Annotated in this window: 3 protein-coding genes; 2 read left to right on the plus strand and 1 reads right to left on the minus strand. The window is 69.7% G+C overall.

Annotated elements, in window-relative coordinates; genetic code table 11:
* Positions 1-113: 113 nt before the first annotated feature.
* Positions 114-1,640, minus strand: coding sequence for an HNH endonuclease signature motif containing protein (locus ACYVAG_RS17480; RefSeq protein WP_460771805.1), 1,527 nt, complete (start codon positions 1,638-1,640; stop codon positions 114-116).
* A 91-nt stretch (positions 1,641-1,731) separates the two neighbouring features.
* On the opposite strand from ACYVAG_RS17480, the gene ACYVAG_RS17485 reads away from it, so the two are divergent.
* A complete protein-coding gene (locus ACYVAG_RS17485) occupies positions 1,732-2,667 on the plus strand; it encodes a glucosaminidase domain-containing protein (RefSeq protein WP_460771807.1) in 936 nt (311 codons plus the stop codon).
* An 89-nt stretch (positions 2,668-2,756) separates the two neighbouring features.
* The gene (locus ACYVAG_RS17490) at positions 2,757-3,884 is read left to right on the plus strand and encodes a GTPase family protein (protein ID WP_460771809.1); all 1,128 of its coding nucleotides are present in this window, start codon (positions 2,757-2,759) and stop codon (positions 3,882-3,884) included.
* Positions 3,885-3,905 lie beyond the last annotated feature (21 nt).

Here is a 3,905-nt window from a genome sequence, read left to right on the forward strand (position 1 = left end):
ACGATCCCGTTGACGCGGACCAGCCCGGCCCGAACCCTGGAGGTCGGGGAGTTGGTGTCGGTCATCCGGCGGCCCCGCCGCTGATTCATTCCGGCCCGCGACTTCGGGCCGGGTTATCCGGCGGCTTTCTGGGTGGGTGCGCGGGTGATGGGGCGGCGGTGTTTGTCGACGCGGGTGGGTGGGATGACGACCGGCATCCCGCCGGGGTCCATCTCGATCTCCCAGCGGTCCGGTCGGCTGGCGCGGTGGAGGCGGAGGGGTTCGACGAGGGCGTGGTGGTGGGGGCAGAGCAGGACGAGGTTGTGGAGCGCGGTGACGCCGCCGGCCCACCAGGGGATGATGTGGTGGGCTTCGCAGCGGTGGTCGGGGACTTTGCAGCCGGGGAATACGCAGCCGCGGTCGCGGAGGGTGAGGGCGCGGCGCATCGCGGGGGTGACGAGGCGTTGGGTGCGGCCGACGTCGAGGATTTCGGAGTCGCCGCCGAGGACGATGGGGATGATGTCGGCTTCGCAGCACAGCCGTCGGAGGTCGCCGGCGGAGATCTCGGTGCCGTCGGTCAGGAGCCCGGCCTGTTCGGCCCCGGCGGTGAGGGCCTCCAGGCTCATCGTGACCAGCACCCGCGCCCGCACCCCCACCGCGTAGCCCGACTCCGAGACACCCGGGGCAACGGATCCAGCCGCACCTGGTCCAGACGGGTCTGCACCGGCTGCGGCCAGTCCAGCCGGCGGGGATCCGGCCGCCGTTGCTCCAGCTGAGCCCGGATCGGTCGAGCCTGATCCGACTGACCCCGACCCGGCTGCCATCACCGAAAGGTGTGGTCCTGCGGGCCCCGCCACCGCGCCGGACGCCTGTGCAACGAGCCGGATGAGGGCGTCAGCGCTCCGTTGTTCGTGGGTCACGTCGTGCAGCGGGTCCAACCGGTCGCGGGATTCGCGTTGTTCCCGTCGCCCTGCCGCGACCAACCCATTGATCATGGAGACCAGGGGTGCGGCCTCGAGTGCGGGGAGGTTGCCGCGGATGTCGAGGCCACCATCACCGTCGTCCAGCAACCGCAGGTGGCGGCGGGCGTACGCGCGTTTCCTCTGCGCTTCAAGCCGTTGCTGTTCGGTCTCCGCCGACGGAATCTGCGACGGTGCTACCCGCCCCAGGCAGTCCCGGACGGCTTTCGCGACGGTCGTGCCGGTCACGTCGGCGGCGTGCGCGACGAGGTCGGCCTCCGCCGCCGCCCGCTCCGACTCGCTCAACCCGTCGGGGAGTTGGCGTACCGCTTTCAGCACCACTTTGGCCCGGTCCACCGGCAGGTCCCCGGCGAGGGCGGCCTCGCGTACGGCTTGGCTCTCCGCCAACTCGCGGCCCGTGTAGACCGCGCCCATCGCCTCACTCTTGCTCACCGACGGGTCGGTCATCAGATACGTCGCCAAAGGTGTCCCCGTCGCCGTCTCGCACGACTTCGCCGCATCGGCCTCCGCGACCAACACCACAGCCAGAGCCGACACCCGCCGCGCCACCTGACGCGACAGGTCGACCAACTCCAACCGCGCCCCATCACCCAGACAAGCCCGGTCCTCGGAGAGCGCGTCCAACGCCGCAGCGGCGCGTACGAGCGCCTCACGCGTGTCGATCACTTCCCCCGAAGTCATGACCCCAACCTACCCCAACCCCCGCCTAAAAGCAAACACATGTTCGAATAAATACCAACCACGATTTCACTCCACCTGACACAATCGACCCGTGCTTCGCCCCTTCGCCCTCGCGCTCGCCTGTGTGTTCGCCCTCGCTGGCTGCGCTCCCGAGACCCCGAAGGCGCCCAGGACCCCGCGCCCCACCAAGCAGGCCCAGAAGGTCGCGAACGCGCGCTTCATCGAGTCGGTCGCGCCCTATGCGCAGGAGGGCGAGAAGACCCATGGCGTCCCCGCGTCCATCGCGATCGGCCAGGCGATCCTCGAGTCGGGCTGGGGGAGGTCCGGCCTCACGATCTGGGGCGGCGCCTATTTCGGCATCAAGTGCTCCCGGGTCTCCAGCCGCTATCAGTCGGGGTGCGTGGCGCAGTCGTCGCTGGAGTACGACGCGTCGGCGAGCCCGCGCGCGGAGGTCAGTTCCTTCCGCACGTATGCGTCCCCGCGCGACTCCTTCGCCGATCACGGTGACTTCCTGCGCACGAACCCGCGGTACGCGGACGCCTTCAGGACCAAGGATCCTCAGGAGTTCGTCACCCGCATCCACCGCGCCGGCTATGCCACCGACCCCGGCTATCCCCAGCTCGTCATGAGCCTCGTCGACGCCCATGACCTGCGCCGCTTCGACCAGGCCGCGCTCACCAACCTCACCCCGCCCCCCGCCGCGCCGGCCGGCCCGGTCAACGTCGATGGCACGATCGGGGAGAAATACCGGCAGCTGGGCGGCCCCGCCTCACCCCTCGGTGCTCCCGTCGGCGGCGAGGCCGACGGCCCCAACGGCATGACGCTGGTCGTCTTCGAGCGCGGCATCATCCTGTGGACCAACGCCCACGGCGCCTTCCCGCTCACGGGTCCCGCCTGGGCCCTCTATCGCTCCGACCCCGCCCTCCGCGATCGCCTCGGCGCACCGATCGACGGCGCGACCGACACGTCGGTCCCGTTCGAGAACGGCAAGATCGTCGTCGAGAACGGCAAGGCGCGCGCGGCCTGAGCGTCGCCCGGTCTTCGTGGCAGCCGTAGGACTACCCATCCATTCGCGCCGCGACCCCGCGTACGCACCCTCCGCCTACTCTTGCTCTCATGTCCGATTGGTTCACTGACTCGTTCCGTCACGAGTTCGACCGCCAGACCCAGATCATGGGTCGTTTCAACCTCGCGATCTTCGGCAAGACCGGCGTCGGCAAGTCGACGCTCGTCAACGCGATCTTCGGCGAGAACGTCGCCCCGACCGGCATCGGCGAGCCCGTCACCCAGGGCTCCCACCTCTATCTCGACCAGCGCGGCCAGCTCGGCATCGTCGACACCCAGGGCCTCGAGGTCGGCAAGGACAACAAGGCGCTCGTCGGCGACCTCCAGAAGCTCGTCAAGGACATGCGGAAGAAGCCGGTGGCGGAGCAGGTCCACGTCGCCTGGTACTGCGTACGCCCCATGGATCGCCGCTTCGAGGCGGCCGAAGCCGAGTTCGTACGCGAGATCGCGAAGCTCGAGCTCCCGGTGGTGATGGTGTTCACCCAGGTGCCGCGCAACGCCGAGGGCGGCTATCACCCGGACGCGGTGGCGCTGGCGCGTCACATCGAGTCGATGCAGCTGCCGATCGTGGGCGGGCGTCCGTTCATGACCAACGCCCTGAGGGACTCGTTCTCGGGTCAGCCGCAGCACGGCTTGATCGACCTGTTGACGGCGACCTTTCGCGTCGCGCCCGAAGCCGTCCACGGAGCCCTCGCGGCGACGCAGAGGATCGATCTCGCTGCCAAGGCCAAGGAGGCCCAGAAAGTCATAGCGACGAGCGCGGCGGCCTCGGCTGCTGCGGCGGCGTCGCCGATCCCGTTCTCGGATGCGGCGATGCTGGTTCCGATCCAGCTCGGCATGATGGCCCGCATCGCCCACCTCTACAACGTCCGCTTCGAGCGCGCGTCGATGATGGCGGTCGCGTCGACGTCGGCGGCGACGGCGGGCGGCCGCGCGGCGTTCACGAACCTGCTGAAGATGGTCCCGGGCGCGGGCACGGTGGCCGGGGGAGCGATCAGCGCGGGCGTCGCCTCGACGTTCACCTTCGCGATGGGCCAGGCCTGGGTCGCGGTCTGTACGCGGGCGGTGAACGGCCAGCTCGGCGGCCTGGAGGGCGCGCTGGACAACCGTGCGGTCCAGGAAGCGTTCATGGGGGAGTTCAAGAAGCGAATGCCGGGAGTACGCAGGGACGTGGGCTGAGCGACGAAATGCTGGCTGAGC

It is taken from the genome of Mariniluteicoccus flavus, from assembly GCF_054776655.1.